General features: G+C 34.9%; 16 protein-coding genes. 13 read left to right on the forward strand and 3 right to left on the reverse strand.

Annotation, left to right across the window (positions count from 1 at the left end; translation table 11 throughout):
- The first annotated feature begins 11 nt into the window (after positions 1–11).
- The 6 genes from OZP07_RS07445 (at position 12) to OZP07_RS07470 (ending at position 5,449) form a co-directional block, all read left to right on the forward strand.
- Complete coding sequence (locus tag OZP07_RS07445) at positions 12–1,052, forward strand: GMP reductase (RefSeq protein ID WP_281637828.1); 1,041 nt, start codon at positions 12–14, stop codon at positions 1,050–1,052.
- Between the two features lie 70 nt (positions 1,053–1,122).
- A complete protein-coding gene (locus OZP07_RS07450) occupies positions 1,123–1,620 on the forward strand; it encodes a GNAT family N-acetyltransferase (RefSeq protein ID WP_281637829.1) in 498 nt (165 codons plus the stop codon).
- A gap of 121 nt (positions 1,621–1,741) precedes the next feature.
- Positions 1,742–3,397, forward strand: a complete 1,656-nt coding sequence (locus OZP07_RS07455) for a sensor histidine kinase (protein WP_281637830.1) — start codon at positions 1,742–1,744, stop codon at positions 3,395–3,397.
- Positions 3,390–4,136, forward strand: coding sequence for a LytR/AlgR family response regulator transcription factor (locus tag OZP07_RS07460; protein WP_281637831.1), 747 nt, complete (start codon positions 3,390–3,392; stop codon positions 4,134–4,136). The genes OZP07_RS07455 and OZP07_RS07460 overlap by 8 nt, the downstream gene beginning before the upstream one ends.
- Before the next feature lie 208 nt (positions 4,137–4,344).
- Positions 4,345–4,803 (forward strand): VOC family protein, encoded by a 459-nt coding sequence (locus OZP07_RS07465; protein WP_281637832.1) that lies wholly within the window; start codon positions 4,345–4,347, stop codon positions 4,801–4,803.
- Between the two features lie 160 nt (positions 4,804–4,963).
- The gene (locus OZP07_RS07470) at positions 4,964–5,449 is read left to right on the forward strand and encodes a hypothetical protein (protein ID WP_281637833.1); all 486 of its coding nucleotides are present in this window, start codon (positions 4,964–4,966) and stop codon (positions 5,447–5,449) included.
- A gap of 90 nt (positions 5,450–5,539) precedes the next feature.
- Here OZP07_RS07470 and OZP07_RS07475 read toward each other — a convergent pair whose 3' ends face one another.
- Positions 5,540–6,109: a pentapeptide repeat-containing protein gene (locus tag OZP07_RS07475; protein ID WP_281637834.1), complete on the reverse strand. Its 570-nt coding sequence runs from the start codon at positions 6,107–6,109 to the stop codon at positions 5,540–5,542.
- 319 nt (positions 6,110–6,428) lie between these two features.
- Between OZP07_RS07475 and OZP07_RS07480 the strand changes: the two genes are divergently transcribed.
- The 5 genes from OZP07_RS07480 to OZP07_RS07500 all read left to right on the forward strand — a co-directional run bounded on the left by OZP07_RS07480 (position 6,429) and on the right by OZP07_RS07500 (position 13,753).
- Positions 6,429–6,812 (forward strand): hypothetical protein, encoded by a 384-nt coding sequence (locus OZP07_RS07480; RefSeq protein ID WP_281637835.1) that lies wholly within the window; start codon positions 6,429–6,431, stop codon positions 6,810–6,812.
- A 195-nt stretch (positions 6,813–7,007) separates the two neighbouring features.
- Positions 7,008–8,090, forward strand: a complete 1,083-nt coding sequence (locus OZP07_RS07485) for an efflux RND transporter periplasmic adaptor subunit (RefSeq protein ID WP_281637836.1) — start codon at positions 7,008–7,010, stop codon at positions 8,088–8,090.
- Positions 8,091–8,182: 92 nt separating this feature from the next.
- Positions 8,183–11,353: an efflux RND transporter permease subunit gene (locus tag OZP07_RS07490; RefSeq protein ID WP_194640962.1), complete on the forward strand. Its 3,171-nt coding sequence runs from the start codon at positions 8,183–8,185 to the stop codon at positions 11,351–11,353.
- On the forward strand, positions 11,334–12,773 hold the full coding sequence (locus tag OZP07_RS07495; RefSeq protein ID WP_432419547.1) for a TolC family protein: 1,440 nt from the start codon (positions 11,334–11,336) through the stop codon (positions 12,771–12,773). Before OZP07_RS07490 ends, OZP07_RS07495 begins: the two co-directional genes overlap by 20 nt.
- Before the next feature lie 371 nt (positions 12,774–13,144).
- On the forward strand, positions 13,145–13,753 hold the full coding sequence (locus tag OZP07_RS07500; protein ID WP_281637838.1) for a hypothetical protein: 609 nt from the start codon (positions 13,145–13,147) through the stop codon (positions 13,751–13,753).
- 73 nt (positions 13,754–13,826) lie between these two features.
- Here OZP07_RS07500 and OZP07_RS07505 read toward each other — a convergent pair whose 3' ends face one another.
- Together OZP07_RS07505 and OZP07_RS07510 are read right to left on the reverse strand one after the other, a co-directional pair.
- The gene (locus OZP07_RS07505) at positions 13,827–15,080 is read right to left on the reverse strand and encodes an NAD(P)/FAD-dependent oxidoreductase (RefSeq protein ID WP_281637839.1); all 1,254 of its coding nucleotides are present in this window, start codon (positions 15,078–15,080) and stop codon (positions 13,827–13,829) included.
- 86 nt (positions 15,081–15,166) lie between these two features.
- Positions 15,167–16,240, reverse strand: a complete 1,074-nt coding sequence (locus OZP07_RS07510; protein WP_281637840.1) for a class I SAM-dependent methyltransferase — start codon at positions 16,238–16,240, stop codon at positions 15,167–15,169.
- 200 nt (positions 16,241–16,440) lie between these two features.
- On the opposite strand from OZP07_RS07510, the gene flxA reads away from it, so the two are divergent.
- A complete protein-coding gene (gene flxA, locus OZP07_RS07515) occupies positions 16,441–17,961 on the forward strand; it encodes a flexirubin biosynthesis tyrosine ammonia-lyase FlxA (protein ID WP_281637841.1) in 1,521 nt (506 codons plus the stop codon).
- 37 nt (positions 17,962–17,998) lie between these two features.
- A complete protein-coding gene (locus tag OZP07_RS07520; RefSeq protein ID WP_281637842.1) occupies positions 17,999–19,111 on the forward strand; it encodes a WG repeat-containing protein in 1,113 nt (370 codons plus the stop codon).
- Positions 19,112–19,169 lie beyond the last annotated feature (58 nt).

The raw sequence follows: 19,169 nt of genomic DNA on the forward strand, positions 1-19,169 counted from the left end.
AAGCTATAGCCATGAGAATAGAAACTGACTTAAAATTAGGATTTAAAGACGTTATGATCAGACCTAAAAGATCTACTTTAAAAAGCAGATCTGAAGTTTCACTGGAACGGAATTTTAATTTTCTGCACAGTACAGGTTCGTGGACAGGAATTCCAATTATGGCTGCCAATATGGATACTGTCGGGACTTTTGAAATGGCAGCAGTTTTGGCCAAAGAAAAGCTCTTTACGGCCATTCATAAACATTATTCTCCGCAGGAATGGAATGATTTCCTGCAGAAAGTTTCGCCGGATTTCTATAATTATATTGCAATAAGTACAGGAACCGGAAAAGAGGATTCTGTAAAAATTAATACAATTATAAAAGCAAATCCGCTGCTTCGATTTATCTGCATTGATGTAGCCAATGGATATTCCGAACACTTTGTTCAGTTTTTAAAGCAAACCCGAAAACAATATCCCGATAAAGTTATTATTGCCGGCAATGTAGTCACTGGCGAAATGGTTGAAGAACTATTATTGGCTGGAGCTGATATTGTAAAAGTCGGAATTGGACCTGGCTCAGTCTGTACAACCCGTGTAAAAACAGGCGTTGGATATCCGCAGCTTTCGGCAATTATTGAATGTGCCGATGCAGCACATGGTTTGGGAGGACATATCATAAGCGATGGAGGCTGTACAATTCCGGGAGATGTTGCCAAAGCCTTTGGTGCGGGGTCCGATTTTGTGATGTTAGGCGGTATGCTGGCGGGACATGAAGAAAGCGGAGGCGAACTAATTGAAATTGATGGTCAAAAATTCAAGCAGTTTTACGGAATGAGTTCAGCAACCGCAATGGATAAACACGTTGGCGGTGTTGCTGAATACAGAGCTAGCGAAGGAAAAACTGTTCAGATACCTTTCAAAGGCAAGGTTATCAATACATTGCTGGATATTTTGGGAGGCCTGCGCAGTACCTGTACCTATGTAGGCGCTTCAAGACTAAAGGAACTCACTAAACGAACTACATTTATACGAGTAAGCGAACAGGAAAATCAGGTTTTCACCGATTAATTATTTTAAGGATTTTTTCTTGTTGGATACTTTTGACTTTACGACATTTAAACTTTCGACTTATTAAAATATGATTACAATTTCAGAAGCTGTAAACAGCGATATAAAAACAATTCAGGATATTGTTTATAAAACCTGGCCTATAACGTATGGCGAAATTTTATCTGCAGAGCAATTACAGTACATGCTGGATTTGTTTTATTCTGACGAAGCATTAACAGCTCAGTTTGATGAAAAACAACAGCTGTTTCATTTAATTACCGAAGAAGAAACTGTTTTAGGATTTATCGGAATTGAACATCATTATCAGAAAGAGAATAAGACAAAAATTCATAAGATTTATATTCTGCCCGAAACCCAAGGCAGAGGAATAGGAAGAATTGCTGTTGAAGCTGTCGAAAAACTGGCTTTAGAAAATAATTCCGATTCCCTTTTACTAAACGTAAACCGATTCAATAAAGCTTTAAATTTCTACCAGAAAATTGGTTTTGAAGTTTTTGAAGAAGTCAATATCGAAATCGGGAATGGTTATCTCATGGAAGATTTTGTTATGATTAAAAAGCTGTAATCAGCAGTTTTTTGCCTGATTCAAGACGAATCTGACCCAATTCAAAAACCCCGGATTTCTTAGCAATAGTGCATTTACATTTGCTTCATAAAAATGTATTATTCACTAAAAAATCAAAACCATGAAAAAAATCTTTTACTTATTAGTGTTTGTTTATTCACTAAGTATTGCACAATCAAAAAAAATAATTGAGGATCCTGCAGCTAATGGCTATTTTGTTTTAAACAAAGTATCTGTTCGAGTTGAAAATAATTTTATCATGGGGCATGATAAAGGAAATCATGAGCTTTTTACTAATTTATCACATAGGGAATTATATTTTTCGGTATTTGGAGAAAAAATTAATCTTAAGGTAACTGATTTTAAGGGGAATATTATAGGGGAATTATACATTGATACTCTCAAAACAAATAAGGATTTATATAGAATTGAAAATCTTGAAGTTCAGATTTTAAAAAATAATAAAATCGTAAAAAAATGGACTTCAGTCCAACAATCAATAAGTTATAGTGAAAATATTGTTTTTGATAAAAAAACATATTTTGAAAAAGGCTACCTTCCTTACACAGATTCACTAGTTAACGGAGATAAACTGTTAATTTTATTTAGACAAAAAGGAAAAGAAAGTTTTTTGAAGCTGCATTTTGAGAAGAAAGAAGGTGCTAGAAAACCTTTTATTATAATGTCAAATTCCAATGATTTAAATAAAACGGTAAGTTTTGAAAATTTTATTCAGGAATCTATAGACAGATTACATAAAAACAGGTTTTTAGATAAATCAAATTTTTATGATGCCTGGCCTGAAGATTTTGCTCAAACAATGGCGGGCAGGCATTTCAAAGGGGAAAAATATTGCTTGGTTTTTAGAAAGCCCAATGGTAAAAAAAGAACTTATGATAGTTTTGAATATCGGAATACTGTAAATGCAAAAACAGGTGAATGGACAAAGTCGAATGGTTTCATTTTTCTGGATTTGAATGAATCTGGTGCCGAGTATAAGCTTGAAATCCGTTACAAAGACGATCCGAAATATGTCGCCGTTTATAAATTCAATACAGAACCCGATTGGTACCAGACACTATGGTTTAAAATTGTCATTGGAATGTTTTTTCTATTAATTTTTTCAGTTGTTTACATCATTTGGATGAGAAGAATGACTGAAAGAAAACGATTGGAACAAAAGTCAAAAATAAAAATGCTTTATGCACAGCTTAATCCGCATTTTGTATTCAATGCTTTGGGTTCAATTCAGGGTCTGCTTAATGATAATCAGATAGAAAAAGCAAATCTATATTTGGCTGGTTTTGGTTCACTGCTTAGAAATACGCTTACTTCTAGTGAAAATGAAACACAGAGTGTTGAAAATGAAATAAAAAGCATTAACAATTATATTGAATTAGAGCAGTTGCGAAATCCTTTCTCGTATCGTTTAATCATCGATGAAAAGGTAAATGTTCACGAAACGCAAACACTTCCTCTTTTGATGCAGCCTTTGATAGAAAATGCGATAAAACACGGAATTTCAAATAAAGAAAAAGCAGAAATAACAGTTACCATTTCAAAAAAAGCAGATGATTTACTATTTGAGTTAGCCGATAATGGAAAAGGTTTTGATATTTTAGCAGAGCAGAAAGGTTTTGGTTTAAAACTCGTTAAAGAAAGAATTGAGTTATTTAATCAATCTACGAAAAAGATGAAAATTGATATGAAAATCCAAAGTAGTTCATCTGGTACACACATTATTATCCGTTATAAAAACTGGCTGAAAAATGATTAAAGGAATCATCATCGACGACGAACAAAACAATATTACCAATCTACAGCGGTTACTGGAAAAATATTGCCCAGAAATAACGATTATTGGTTCTTCGTCTGATGCTGACAAAGGAATAGAGCTTATTAAAAATAGTCATCCTGATCTGGTTTTTCTGGATATTCAAATGCCGGAGAAGAATGGTTTTCAGGTTTTACAGGAACTCAATTCGTATGATTTTGAAGTAATATTTGTAACTGCTTTCAGCCAGTATGGAATTCAGGCGATTAAATTTTCGGCAATTGATTATCTTTTGAAACCAATCGATATTGAAGAGTTAAAAAAAGCAATTGCAAAAACAAGCGAAAAGCTGAAACATAAAAATCAAAATCTGCAGCTTCAGAATTTACTTCATCATCTGAAAGAAAACAATAATAGTTCCGATCATCGCATTGCTATTTCATCGCTTAAAGAAATCCGTTTTGTATATGTTAAAAATATAGTTCGTTGCGAAAGCGAAAACAGCTATACATTATTTTATACCGATGAAGGTGAAACGATAATTTCTACTGTGCCTCTTTATGAATACGATGAAATGCTTTGTGTTTATGGGTTTATTCGCTGTCATCAGTCCCATTTGGTGAATAAAAAACATGTAAAAAGCCTGCTTAAAGAAGATAATTACACTTTGCTGCTTTATGACCAGAATCGGATTCCCGTTTCCCGTAATAAGAAAGATCTGGTCAAAAAAGCTCTAGTCTGATTTTTGTCAAAAATAATATAAACCGAAGCCGTAAATCTTCGGTTTTTTTAATTCAAAATTGTCTTAAAGCTTCAGCAATAGGTGTTTTGAATTTGTATTATAAATGTCTCCTGTTATATAATTTACATATAACTGCAGATTATAATTTAGAAAGAAGTAATTTTAATGTATTGATTATCAAATAGTATTAATTAGAAACATGAAATTTATGGAAACATCACACATTTATCCGGGGGCTTATTCATTGAATGCTTATATAGCAGTAAAAGGATGCAATGAGGCTATAGAATTTTACAAAAAAGCTTTTGGCGCAATAGAGCGGGGCAGATTATTAATGCCCGACGGAAAAATTGGCCATGCAGAAATAAGTATCGAAGGCTCTTTATTGATGCTGTCTGAAGAGAACAGCGATTGGGGAAATGTAAGTCCAAAAACTATTGGCGGTAATCCTTTAACTTTTGGTTTGTATGTTAAGGATTCTGATGCGGTGTTTCAGAAAGCAATTGATGCCGGCGCAACAGTTTTAATGCCTATGAAAGATGAGTTTTATGGCGATAGAGGTGGGCAGTTATTAGATCCTTTTGGGTACAAATGGATGATAGCCACTCATAAAGAAGATGTAAGTTTTGAAGAGATGCAGAAACGGTTTGATGAAATGTTTCAATAAGATATAGGTCGGTATAATGTTTTGAAAATGAATTAAAAAGAAAGAATTTTTGTGTATTTGTAAAGTTAATTACCGCTGTATTTACCGCATTAAATGGTAACTTTACTAAGGATAGTATGATATAAATGAAACGTTATAAGTAACTTAAAAAGTATCTATTATGAAATCACAAATTGCAGTTTACGACACCCATGACAAAGCAGTCAGTGCTATAAAAAGATTGAGTCACGAGAATTTTTCTATGGATCATGTTTCACTGCTGGGCAAAGCTGAAGTGATTGAAGATCATATTCAAGTTAAGTCACTCGATACGATAAAAAAAACTCCGGCTGTCATTGGGATGGGTGCGGGTACACTTCTTGGCCTGCTTTCGGGAGTAGGTGTGTTTGCAATTCCCGGTTTTGGGTTTCTCTATGGAGCAGGCGCACTTGTCGGGATTATTGCCGGTCTTGATTTAGGTCTGATTGCGGGAGGTACGATTTCGCTTTTGTCTTTTACAGGACTTAAAGAAGAAGAGGTAGTCAAATGTCAGGAACATCTAAAAGAGGGAAAATTTATGGTAATCGTAAAAGGAGCCCAAGAAGAAATTGAAAGAGCAAAACACATTTTGCATACTGATGGAGATCATCTGGAGATGATCGCTTAATTTTTTTACATTATTTAAAAACTGAAATATTTTAATGAGTTTCTTTAACAGCTTTTATTTATGGCTGCTAAGGGAACTTTTTTTGCAGAATCAGTTTACTATTATGTCATGTTTATAAAGCAGTCCTTTTAGTCCTTCCAATGAGAAAATGGCTTTCTTTAATTTGGTCGTTTTTGGATCAATTGTATAATGTCTGCTGGTCTTGAAATTGGCTTTATTTGCATTGGCTTTCGCAAATTCGGCGCGGTATAAATCACAGTTTTCAAAAAGCACTTCCGTCAGATCTGCAGCCATAAAATCGACTGCAATCAAGCTGCAGTTGATAAAAGGCGTTCCTTTTATTTTCAGCGTATAAAATTTAGAAAAATCCAATACGCAGTCAAAAAAACGGACTTCAAAAATGAGTTTGCTGCACATCGCAAAATTAACTTCCTTGATTTCACACCGGTAGAAAGTTACTGTTCTCAAAGCTACATGATTTATTTTGCTCTGGCTGAAAATACAGTCGTTAAAAACGCAGTCGATGAAAGTAACATCTATAAAACTGCAGGCAGAAAATGTGCAGTTATTAAACGTACAGTTTTCAAATTCCTTGAAATTGACTTCATCTGAGCCATAAGTATAACTGTTATATTCTTGATCGAAAAAATATTCGGGCATGAAGGAATTAATTTTATGAATTATTAGCAAAGAAACGATTTCTATTGCTTAAAAAAAGCATAGGAATTAATATTTGTCTGATGAAAATTGAAATATTTTTGCAGGTCCCAGCTGTTTTGCATGTAAAATTTTTGAAAAAACAGATTGTTAAAAACACTATTTGTAAACTTTAAACTACTAAAATTACAGTTAGGAGTGTTAATAAAGCATAAAATATTGCAAAATATTACTTTAAGAAAACGATTTCGCTGGCTTTTTGAATGGGTATGGTTAAAAAAAAGTTTTTTTATTTTAATCTTTTATTACTTTTGGTGTCATTATGAGAGGAGTCACTTTATATTTTATGTATTTGTTTTTTCTGCTGTTAGGCGGAGGACAATACCTGCATGCAGAGACGTCTCCTAAAATGATTATTTCTGAATCACTTTCTTTTGATTTAATAAAAAAACATCAGGTAAAAGTCAAAAAAGCAGAAGCCGGAAGTGTTTTAATTGAAGAAGCTGATGTAGATCTGGATGAGGAACTGCACAGTGCTGACAATTCAGTTAAAGAATTAACTGCTGGTAAAAGTTTATTAGCAAATTGGTATTTGACATTCTCCAGTCAAGCCTACAAGGATAACTCCAAACAATTCAATTTTTTTGCACCATATTATGGGCATGATAATCCTATTTATCTTGAAATAGGAGTTTTAAGAATTTGATTCCATTTCACATCAATTACTAAAGGTGTGACTTATGGATGTCCAATGTTTATATAATCTTGTATAATGTTGGTTTATTAAGTATTTTCATTCTGGACAGCTTAGTTTCACCTTAGTAACTGATGGTTATTTTCCGATCTTAGGAATTTTCTGTATTCCTAAATTTTCCATTCGCTTAATTACCAATTTTATACTATGAAGAGAATTATCGTTTTCACGGGCTTAATTGCCGTGTTGTCCCTTGCAAGCTGTACAAGCAAGAAAGAAGAAAAAGAAGAAGCTGAAACTTTTGAAGTTACTAATCCTGTAAAGATTGACACTTCATTTACTAAGCAGTATGTTTCCCAAATCCGCTCTGTCCGAAACATTGAAATCAGAGCTCAAGAGAAAGGATTTCTGCAGAATATTTATGTTGATGAAGGTCAGTTTGTAAAAGCCGGCCAGGTATTGTTCCGCATTATGCCAAAAGTCTATGAAGCAGAATTATTAGGTGCACAGGCAGAAGAAAAAGCGGCTGAAATTGAACTTAAAAATGCTAAAACATTAGCAGATAAAAATATAGTTTCAAAAAATGAACAGGCTGTTGCCCAAGCCAAATTAGATCAGGCAAAAGCCGAAGTTGCTCTTGCAAAAGTGCATTTATCATTTACCGAAATCAGAGCTCCGTTTGACGGAACTATCGACAGAATTCCAAAGAAACTGGGAAGTCTTATTGATGAAGGAGAATTACTTACCAGCCTTTCCGACAACAGTCAGATGTTTGCTTATTTTAATGTTTCTGAGCCTGAATATCTGGATTACGAAACCAATGTTAAAGGAAGAGCTCAAAACAGAGTTGGTCTGCTTTTAGCTAATGGTACTACATTTAAAGAAAAAGGAAATGTTGAAGTTATCGAAAGTGAATTTGATAACGAAACTGGAAACATTGCTTTCAGAGCAAGATTCTCTAATCCAAGTAAATTATTGAAACACGGACAAACCGGAAAGGTACTGATGGAATCTCCGCTTCATAATGTAATTGTGATTCCGCAGAAAGCTACTTATGAAATTCAGGACAAAAAATATGTTTTTGTTGTAGATAAAAATGATGTGGTTAGCTCTAGAGAAATTATAATTAAAGGAGAAATTCCAGATTTATATATGATTGACAGCGGGATTACTGTAAATGATAAAATCTTGCTGGAGGGTGTTCAGAAGGTGAAAGATAATGATAAAGTTCACTATAAGTATGTTGCGCCTCAGGAAGTTATTACTCATTTGCGTTTAAAAGCAGAATAGTTTTAAGTAATCAGTTTGCAGTAGTTTACAGTATTCAATAACAGTTTAATGTAAAACACGAATTTGGTTTAATCATAAAAAAATAGAAACAAATGTTTGATAAATTTATACAAAGACCAGTTATGTCGATAGTAATATCGCTTATAATTGTCTTTTTAGGGGTGCTGTCGGTGATGAATCTGCCGATCACCCAATTTCCGTCCATATCACCGCCAATGGTGAATATTACTGCAGATTATCCTGGTTCTAATGGTGAGCTGATGATCAAATCGGTTGTTATTCCGTTAGAAAGAGCACTAAACGGTGTTCCGGGAATGAAATACATGACTTCTGATGCAGGAAATGACGGTGAAGCCAGTATTCAAGTGGTATTCAACTTAGGAACTGATCCTAACCAAGCCGCTATCAACGTGCAGAACCGTGTGGCTTCGGTTACCAATAAACTGCCACCGCTGGTAGTAAGGGAAGGTGTGAAAATTACCCGTGAGGTTCCGAGTATGCTTATGTACGTGAATCTTTTCAGTACCGATAAAAATACAGATCAGAAGTTCTTATACAATTATGCCGATATCAATGTTTTGTCCGAATTGAAAAGGGTAAACGGTATTGGTTCGGGAGATATTTTAGGGACACGTGAATATGCAATGCGTATCTGGCTGAAACCGGACCGAATGCTTGCTTATAAAATTTCGGCAGAGGAGGTAATGGAAGCATTATCCAGCCAGAGTTTGGAAGCTTCGCCAGGGAAAACAGGTGAAGCCTCAGGAAAACGTTCTCAGGCATTTGAGTATGTATTGAAATATTCAGGAAGGTTTACGACCAAAGAACAGTACGGTAATATCATTTTGAAATCCAATCCGAATGGCGAAATTTTACGTTTGAAAGACGTTGCCAACATTGAATTTGGAAGTTCGATGTATGATATTTACTCAAACTTGAACGGAAGACCTTCAGCAGCTATCGTACTGAAACAGTCTTTTGGAAGTAATGCCAATCAAGTTATTGAAGATTTGAAAGCCAAATTAGAAACCATCAAGAAAAAATTCCCAAAAGGAATGGATTATGAAATTTCGTATGACGTTTCTAAATTCCTTGATGCTTCTATCGAAAAAGTAATCCATACCTTGATTGAAGCGTTTATTCTGGTAGGATTAGTTGTGTTCCTTTTCTTGGGTGACTGGCGTTCTACCGTTATTCCAGCGATTGCAGTACCGGTTTCGTTAATCGGAACTTTTGCGTTCATGCAGTTTTTTGATATTTCGCTGAACTTAATTACGTTGTTTGCATTGGTTCTGGCAATCGGAATTGTCGTCGATGATGCGATTGTGGTTATCGAAGCCGTCCATGCCAAGATGGAGGAAAAACATCTCTCAGCTTTGAAAGCAACTAAAGAAGCAATGCACGAGATTTCGGGAGCTATTATTGCGATTACATTCCTGATGGTGGCCGTATTTATTCCTGTTACATTTATGTCTGGGCCTGTTGGGATGTTTTACAGACAGTTCTCTATTACAATGGTAACAGCGATTGTTCTTTCTGGTGTTGTGGCATTGACATTAACTCCGGCACTCTGCGCGATGATGCTGACCAATAATCACGGAGCACCGAAAAAGAGAACACCAATAAACCGATTTGTGGATGGTTTTAATAATATGTTTAATCTTACGCAGACAAAATATCAAAATGTACTTGGAAAAATTGTAAACAGAAGAGCTGTTACTATTGTGGTGCTTTTAGGATTCTGTGCAGGAACTTGGTTTGTGAGCAGTACTGTTCCTTCAGGATTTATTCCAAATGAAGATCAGGGGATGTTTTATGCTATTATTCAAACGCCTCCAGGTTCATCATTGGAAAGAACAAATGACATTTCTGTAAAACTTCAAAAAATTGCCGAAACTGTAGAAGGCGTACAGTCCGTTTCTTCATTGGCAGGTTATGAAATTTTGACAGAAGGTACTGGATCGAATGCAGGAACCTGTTTGATCAATCTTAAAAACTGGAGCGACCGTAAGCATTCTGTGCAGGAGGTAATGACCGAATTGGAAGAAAAATCAAAAGACATTCCAGGTGCTAATATCGAATTTTTCCAGCCGCCAGCGGTACCAGGATATGGAGCTGCGGGAGGATTTGAGCTTCGTTTATTAGACAAAACGGGTTCAGGCGATTACAAGAAAATGGAGAAGATTAACAGCGATTTTGTTAAAGAACTCAACAAACGTCCTGAGTTATCGAATGTATTCAGTTTTTACAGTGCCAGTTTCCCTCAGTTTATGATGAAAGTCGATAATGACTTGGCACAGCAAAAAGGTGTATCTATCGAAAACGCGATGAATACCTTATCTACGCTGGTGGGAAGTAACTACGAAATCAGTTTCATTAAATACGGAATCAACTATAAAGTTATCGTTCAGGCGGCTCCGGAATACCGCGCTCTGCCAGAGGATATTTTAAAACTGTATGTAAAAAACAACCGTGATGAAATGGTTCCTTTCTCAGCTTTCATGAAATTGGAAAAAGTGTACGGTCTTTCGGAAATTACGAGACATAATATGTATACTTCTACAGAGATCAGTGGTGCTGCAGCTCCTGGATACAGCTCGGGAACTGCGATTAAAGTTATTCAGGAAGTGGCAGCCGAAAAATTGCCTAGAGGATATGACATTGATTGGGCAGGTATTTCTGCCGATGAGGTGGCACAGGGAAATCAGGCAATCTGGGTATTCCTTATCTGTTTAGGTTTCGTTTACTTGGTTTTGGCAGCACAATACGAAAGTTTCATTCTGCCTTTCTCAGTAATCTTGTCATTGCCTGCAGGTATATTTGGCGCTTTCCTTTTACTGAAATTTACAGGTTTGGAAAACAATATTTACGCTCAGGTTGCAATGGTAATGCTTATTGGTTTACTGGGTAAAAATGCTGTTTTGATTGTAGAATTTGCCATTCAGAAACATGCGGCAGGAAAATCGGTGCTGGAAGCTGCTATGGAAGGTTCCAAAGCAAGGTTCCGTCCTATCTTGATGACATCATTTGCGTTTATTGCCGGATTGCTTCCGTTAGCTTTTGCGACTGGTCCAGGTAAAATTGGTAACAGAACCATTGGTACTGCAGCGGCAGGAGGAATGCTTATAGGTACAATCTGCGGTGTATTCATAATTCCTGGACTGTATTATGTTTTCGGTCGAATAGCTGAAAGATTTACCTACGTAAAAAATCAAAAAGAAAATCCATTAACTGAAGAATTTGATGATAATCATGCAGTATAATAAGTCATTTAAATATATTGTCCCGCTAGGTATCTGCCTAGCGGTGGCAAGCTGTACACCGGTTCTTTCGCCTTTGGCAGAGAAAAAAGCCGTGCCGCAGTCTTTCGATAAAAGTACCGATACAACTAATATTTCTGCCACACCGTGGAGAACTTATTTTAAAGATCCAAACTTGGTAAATCTGATTGATACTGCTCTGAAAAATAATCAGGAGTTACAGATTACCCTGCAGGAAATTGAAATTGCCAAAAATGATATCCGTGTAAAAAAAGGACTGTTGCTGCCACAGGTTGGACTAGCAGCAGGAGCAGGAATTGAAAAAGTAGGACGTTACACGAGTCAGGGTGCTGGTGATGCTTCGACCGAAATCATGCCTGGAAAAGAAATGCCGGATCCATTAGGGGATCTTAAAATTGGAGCTTACGCAAAATGGGAAGTAGATATCTGGAAAAAACTGCGCAATTCTAAAAAAGCTGCAGTAAGCCGTTATTTAGCAACAGTTGAAGGTAAAAACTTTGTGATTACCAATCTTATTGCCGAGGTTGCCGATTCGTATTATGAATTATTAGCCTTAGACAATCAGTTGGAGATTGTAAAGCAGAATATTACTTTGCAGAGCAATGCGCTGGAGATTGTTAAAATCCAGAAAGAAGCTTCGAGAGCAACAGAATTAGCGGTTCAGAAATTTCAGGCTGAGGTGATGGCTTCGAAAAGCATGGAGTTTGATATTCTTCAGAACATAAAAGAGACGGAGAATAAAATCAATTTCCTGCTAGGGCAGTATCCGCAGGAAATAAAGAGAGACAAAGCTAACTTTGCCAGTTTAGTGCCATCGGCAGTAAATTCAGGAATTCCGTCACAATTGCTGGCCAATCGTCCTGATATTAAACAAGCCGAATTGGAACTTGAAGCTGCAAAACTCGATGTGAAAACAGCCCGTGCCGAGTTTTATCCATCACTTGATATTACTGCTGGAATAGGATTTAACGCCTTTAAACCATCTTATCTGTTTACGCTTCCGGAGTCGTTATTGTACTCATTCGCTGGAGATATTGCAGCTCCTCTGATTAATAGAAATGCCTTGAAAGCGGAGTACAGCTCTGCCAATGCAAGACAAATTCAGGCTTTGTATAATTATGAGCGTACGATTTTGAATGCTTATATCGAAGTTGCCAATCAGCTTTCTAAAATCAATAATTTAGAAAAAAGCTATGATTTAAAATCACAGCAGGTTGATGCTTTGAACCGTTCGATTGATGTGGCAGGAGATTTGTTCAAGTCGGCCAGAGTCGATTATTTTGAAGTTTTAATGACACAGCGCGATGCTTTAGAATCAAAACTTGAACTAATTGAGACCAAAAAAGAACAGCTTAATGCTTCTGTATATGTGTACAGAGACTTAGGCGGAGGATGGAAATAATCCTTCAGTGATATTGCAGTACAACTTTATAATACCATTTTTTTAGTTGCCAAAAGCCCCAAACATGTCAAAGTGTTTGGGGCTTTTTTTGTGATTGTACCTGTCTGGCAAACAGCAGAATTTTTATCAGTCAAGGGCTGGCTATTCTATCATTTCAGAGAGTTATTGGATAATCAATTTTTTATACAGTGAAGTAATTACCGTTAAAAATTACAAGACAATAATTGAATTTATTGGTCTAAAAAGGAAAAATTTCAGATTAGAGAATTAATCGTTTTTATTTATATATTTTTTTTGCAGTTCATGAAAACGAAAACAAAATTTCTTACATTTGAAGACTATTGATTATTAATATTAACACAAATTATTAAATGAAAAAAATTGTTTTTGCACTGTTGTTTGTTTCTTCAATTATGACCGCTCAAGACATGGATGTTGTAAAAGGAGATTTTGGATTCCTAAAGGATCAAAAAGAGGTAAATGTTGAATTTGACTATTCTAAATTAACTTTATTAAAAGAAAAACTTACTGAGGAAAAGTATGTTGAAAATAGAGCGAAAGATTTAAATGAAAAGTCAAAAAATACTGGTGATATCTGGAAAAAGAAATGGGCTGCCAGTAAAGATCAAATTTGGAATCCAAAATTTTTGGAATTATTAAATGTCGTTTTTAACAAAGATGGGAAGGATGTTACTTTTCAAGAGGGATTAACTTCTGCAAAATATACGTTGATTGTCGAAGCTGTCTGGATATATCCAGGATGGGATGTAGCAATAATGAAACAGCCTGCAAAAGTTACTACAAATTTGAAGTTTGTTGAAACGGCTAATAAATCAAATGTATTGTTGGAAGTTTCGAGTGAAGATGCGCCTGGAGATCAATGGGGAAATAATTATAGTAATGAATCCAGAATTGGAGAAGGTTTTGCAAAAACGGCTAAATCACTAGCGAAATTGCTTTTGAAAAAAGCTTATAAATAATTAAATTATTTACAAATATTCTTTTAAATTTCATATTATAAATGAATTAAGTATAAAAAAACCTAGTTTTAAACTAGGTTTTTTTCGTTTTTTTGCTTTCCATTTCGAGTATATGGGCCATGTTTTTAATTAGATTGTCATGTTTTTTCACAAAAGGATTTTCTTCATCCCAAACATAACCCGCCAGTACAGCACATATTTTTCTTTTTACATCGGGATTTTCGGGCTGATGAAAAAACAAAGTCTGAAGATTTCCAGTGTACCATTCCTTTACATAAGTGGTAAATACCGCAATTCCTCGTTTCATGTAAGCTGTAAATTCTTCTTCCCAGTCCACTGCTATGCCTTGTGATTCTTTTAGAAATAATTTAGCAGCAAGCATACCTGACTCCGTTGCAAAAGCAACCCCAGATGAAAACACCGGATCCAAAAACTCTGAGCTGTTTCCAGTTAAGGCAAAACCATCACCATACATTTTTTTGACAGAGCGGGAGTAATTTTCTAATTTAATTGGTTCGAATAAAAAATCGACACCTGCAAAACGTTTAATATAATAGTCCGAAAGCTGAATGGCATTTTTTAAGGCTTCGGCGTTGTCTTTATTAGTAGAAAGCGAATTGATAAAATCTGTTGGGCCTACAACTCCCAAGCTAGTATTTCCATTGGAAAAAGGAATAACCCATAACCAGACCTGAGTTTCAAGAATGTCAAAAGAAATCATTGTTCCTTCCTCACCTTCTGGACGGTTTTTGTCGACAACGTGGGTGAAAATCGAGGAATGCGGATCCAGTTTTGAAGGAGTATCCAAGTCTAATAATCTTGGTAAAACCCTTCCATAACCACTGGAATCGATAATGAATTTGGCATGGATTTCTTTTAAAACACCATTTTTGTCCTTAACAACTGTCGTTGAATTTTTTCCTTCAAAAGCAACCGAGATTACTTCTGACTCAAATTCCAGATCAATGCCTTTTCGAATTACTTCCTGGGCCATGGTGTTGTCAAAATCGGCTCTGGGTACTTGCCAAGTCCAATCCCAGCCTTCAGAAAATTTATTGCTAAAATCGAAAACACAAATTTCTTCACCTCTAATGAATCGGGCACCCAGTTTTTTCTCAAAGTTCATGGCGTCGAGACTTTCAAATAATTCTGCTTCGGCAAAATGATCCATTACTCTGGGAATAAGGCTTTCGCCTACAACAATTCGAGGGAATTTTGTTTTTTCGACAACCTTGATCTTGATTCCTTTTTTATGAAGATAGGAAGCAGAAACACATCCGGATGGTCCCGCTCCAATGATTAAAACATCTACGAACTCTTGTAACATTTATTATTTTGGAATTAAAATTTCTAAAAATAAAAGATACTATTTTTACTGATAGCGTCTTTGAATTGTGCAAATTTAAATATTTATCATTCTATACGATTCTTTTTTTTACATTTAATCAAGGTGTGGCTCATTCCGATGATTTCATGTATTTCGTCTACCTCAAAACCTACTTTTTCGATGATTTTTAAAATATCTTTCGAATGAAACATTTGACTGTTTCCGTTGGCAACAGCTGTAAAATATAGTGAAGTTGCGTGCAGGCTGTATGTTGAAGATTGGAATCTTTGTAAATCCCAAAAGGTTTCCAAGATATAAAAACGGGTGTTTTCAGACATGGCAGCATGAGCTTTGCTGAAAATTTTTTCTATTTCTTCCAAAGAAAAACAATCAATGAACTGACTCATCCAAATAGCATCAAAATCTTTTGGTAAAACGCTGGAAGGATCAAGAAGATTAATATTTTTAGTAAAAATTCTATCTTCGAGATTGTTTTCGGCGATATTTTTTTGAGCCATTTTGGTCTGCCCTGGTAAATCGAGAATAGTAATTTTTACAGTTGGATTGTATTTCGCACATAGTATAGCAAATTTACCAGTGTTACCCCCGACATCCATAATGGTTTTAGGATTGGAATTAAATAGAATAGGCAGTACATCGGGAAACGTATAATCTGAATAAAAATGATCAAAATCGAACCAGCTTTTCTTGGCTTTTTCCGGCAATTCTGATAATCCTATGTAAACTGTATCCCAATTTCCTAATTCTTTTAGCCCTTTTGGCTTACCCTGTACTATAGATTCCTCGAGATGATTCATTGCAAAATAATTAACATCCTGCGTGAAATCCATATTAATATTGGTTGCTTTGTCTCTTAGGATGAAGTAGCCTGTTTTTGTTAATATAAATTCGTTGTTCCTCAGATAAACCAGTTCTAAGCTTAGACCGGCTTCGAGTAGTACCTTTACACCGTAAACAGATAAGTTTAATGATTTTGCAATGGTTTCTGTATTTGCTTTTGTGTGATGAAACAAATAGTCTAAAATTCCTAGATTTCGAAGTGATTTCGCCGCCTGAAACATTATGGGGGCAAAGGCAATTTTTTGGGCATCTAAGTTAGCCTGAATAACGGTTTTTTTATCCGAACCAAAATCTTTCATTTATTTTGATTTAAAATTATATATATGTGTTTGTTTTTGTTGTAGTTAGGTTTTTTTTGAAATGATAATTGTAAAATAAAACATCGTTTTGCAGATTTTAGCGATATTATGCTACATTTGCTCATTCAAATTAACCACATTAAATTCTAAATAAAAACAAAATTTTAATATATTTAATGTAAAAAAATAAATACAAGTTAATGAATACTTTAAAGGAATATTTAAGTCTAAAAGAGTTCGAATCTGTAATTTTTGATAATAATAAAATAGATATCAGTCAGGATGTTTTAGAAAGAGTTAATGAAAGTTTTGATTTTTTAAAGGAATTTTCAGTCAACAAAATTATTTATGGTGTGAATACTGGTTTTGGTCCTATGGCCCAATATCGTATTAAAGACGAAGACCGGATACAGCTACAATATAATTTGATTCGCAGCCACGCTTCCGGTACAGGAAAACCATTGAGTGCTGCTTGTGTAAAAGCGGCAATATTGGCTCGATTAAACACGCTTTCCTTAGGTAATTCAGGGGTTCATCCGTCAGTAATTCATTTGATGAAAGAACTTATTAACAAAGATATTACACCTTTAATTTTTGAACATGGCGGAGTAGGAGCGAGCGGCGATTTAGTGCAATTGGCGCATTTGGCCTTGGTTCTTATTGGTGAAGGAGAGGTTTTTTATAAAGGAGAAAGAAGAGCTACGGCAGAAGTTTTTGCAATAGAAAAATTAGAACCTATTCAGGTAGAAATCAGAGAAGGTCTGGCGTTAATGAACGGAACTTCGGTAATGACTGGAATAGGAGTCGTAAATGTGCATAATGCTAATAAATTAATAGATTGGTCTATAAAATTTTCGGGTGCTATTAATGAAGTTGTACAAGCGTATGACGATCATTTCTCTGAGGAGTTAAATAATACAAAACGTCATGAGGGACAACGGGAAATTGCTTCCAGAATGCGTTCGAATCTTGCCGACAGTGCCTTGATTAGAAAGAGGGAAGATCATCTATATTCTGGCGAAAATACAGAAGATGTTTTTAAAGAAAAAGTGCAGGAATATTATTCATTGCGCTGTGTTCCCCAAATTTTGGGACCAATTTTGGAAACGATAAATAATGTGGCTTCCATTCTCGAAGAAGAATTTAACTCTGCAAATGACAATCCTATTATAGATGTAAAAAACCAGCATGTATACCATGGCGGGAATTTTCACGGAGATTATATTTCGCTGGAAATGGATAAATTAAAAATTGTTATTACCAAATTAACAATGCTTGCCGAAAGACAGCTGAATTATTTATTAAATTCAAAAATTAATGAACTTTTGCCTCCATTTGTCAATTTGGGAACCTTAGGCTTTAATTTTGGAATGCAGGGAGTTCAATTTACGGCGACTTCAACCACTGCCGAAAATCAAATGCTGTCGAATCCGATGTATGTTCACAGTATTCCAAACAACAATGACAATCAGGATATTGTAAGTATGGGTACAAATGCGGCCGTGATTACCTCCAAGGTTATAGAAAATGCTTTTGAAGTTTTGGCAATCGAACTGATAACTATTGTTCAGGCAATTGATTGTCTGGAGCAAAAAGATTTAATTTCATCTGTAACAAGAAAAATATATGATGATGTTAGATTAATAATCCCAAGGTTCGAAAAGGATCAGGTTATGTATCCTTTTGTACAAAAGGTAAAAGATTATTTGATGAATAATTAGTAATTTGTTTGTTTTTAATATTTTAAAATTATAAAACATGAAAAAATCAGCATTGTTTTTTATTCTATTTTATCAATTTATAAGTGCTCAAGAACTGGCTTTAGTGAGAAAAGACGATAAGTTTGGTTATATTTCAAAAACGGGGGAATTTGGTATTCAGCCAAAATATAAAAATGCTAAAAACTTTTCAGATGGTTTAGCCGCTTTTGAAGATAATGGGAAATGGGGTTTTATAAATGCTAAAGGAGAAATAATAATACCAGCAGCATTTGACGATGCCAAATACTTTAATAGCGGAATTTGTGTAGTATCCAAAGATAAAAAATGGGTATTTATTAATAAAAAGGGAGAAGTTCAAACACCTCCAATTACAGAAAAATTATACGATTTTGAAGATGGAGTTGCATTCATCAGACAAGGAGATAAAATTGGATTGATAAACAATAAGATGGCAATTGTTGTTGAACCAAAATATGATATGATTAAATCATTTGAAAACGGTTTTGCAAGAGTTAAAAATAATGACCGTTGGGGAATAATTGACAATACCGGTAAAATTGTTGTAGAAATAATTTATGACGAAATTGGAAATTATTTTAAAAATGTTACTTGGGCAAAAAATGGTACTGCTTTTGGTTTAGTAGTATCAGGGAAATTCAGAGCAATTGATGGAGTAGATAAAATCTGGGATTTTTTGGTTCAAGACATTACTTATGCTAGAAAAAATGACAAGATAGGATTTATTGACTTAAAAGGGAATTGGGTTATAGAACCTAAATTTGATAAAGCCAAAGCTTTTAATAAAAATCTAGCCCCAGTATTAGTTGGTAAAAAATGGGGATATATTGATATGAAGGGAACTTTAGTTATTGATCCTGTTTATAATGATGCAGAAATGTTCAGTGCGGATGGTTTGGCACCGGTTAAAGATAAAAATTGGGGTTTTATAAATACAACCGGAAAATTGGTAATTCCAACGCAGTATGGTATTACAGCTGGAGGTATTTTTTCGATTTTTAAAGATGATCAAAAAGGATTCATTAAGGGAACAGCAAGAGTTAAGAACGAAAATAAGTGGGGGTTTTTAAAACCAGATGGTTCTGTCTTAGGAAATCAATGGTTTGAAAACGCAGAACCTTTTCAAAAGTAATTATATTTTAGATTGAAAAATTACTTTCTGAAAAAGTGTTAATTAACACAGCAATCTA

Origin of the sequence: Flavobacterium marginilacus, assembly GCF_026870155.1 — a bacterium.
GTDB lineage: Bacteria > Bacteroidota > Bacteroidia > Flavobacteriales > Flavobacteriaceae > Flavobacterium > Flavobacterium marginilacus.